General features: G+C 70.6%; 1 protein-coding gene. It reads right to left on the reverse strand.

The features are described from left to right. A partial coding sequence (locus tag KN815_RS36945) for a hypothetical protein (protein WP_216346216.1) occupies positions 1 to 493 on the reverse strand: 493 nt, incomplete at both ends.

Below are 493 nucleotides of genomic sequence, written 5' to 3' on the forward strand. Positions count from 1 at the left end.
CGCCTCGACCGACAGCAGCGACACCACACCCGCGACCGCCGCATGGCTCGGCTCCACCGCCGTCACGACGTGGACATCCGCCCCGGCCGACCGCAGCGCGACAGCCACATCGGCACCGTCAACATCCTCAGCACCCGGCTCGACCACGACCAGCCAGGTCCCCGTCAGCACCTCCCCGGACGGCACACCCGTAACAGGCGTCCAACCGAGCCGGTAACGCCAACCGTCGACCACCGACCGTTCCTGCTGCGCCCGCCGCCACGACGCCAAGGCAGGCAACACGGCACTCAACGGCTGCTCCTCGTCAACGCCCAGCGCCTGCGCATCGCCACGCTCGACCGCATCCCAGAACGCCGCATCCACCGCGCTCGTCGCGGGCTGGGCCGCCGACGGCTCCAGCCAGAACCGCTCACGCTGAAACGCATAGGTGGGGAGATCAACCAGCCGACCGCCGGGGAACACCGCCGCCCAATCAATCTGGACGCCCCGGACA

It is taken from the genome of Streptomyces niphimycinicus, assembly GCF_018883605.1.
GTDB classification, from domain to species: Bacteria; Actinomycetota; Actinomycetes; order Streptomycetales; family Streptomycetaceae; genus Streptomyces; species Streptomyces niphimycinicus.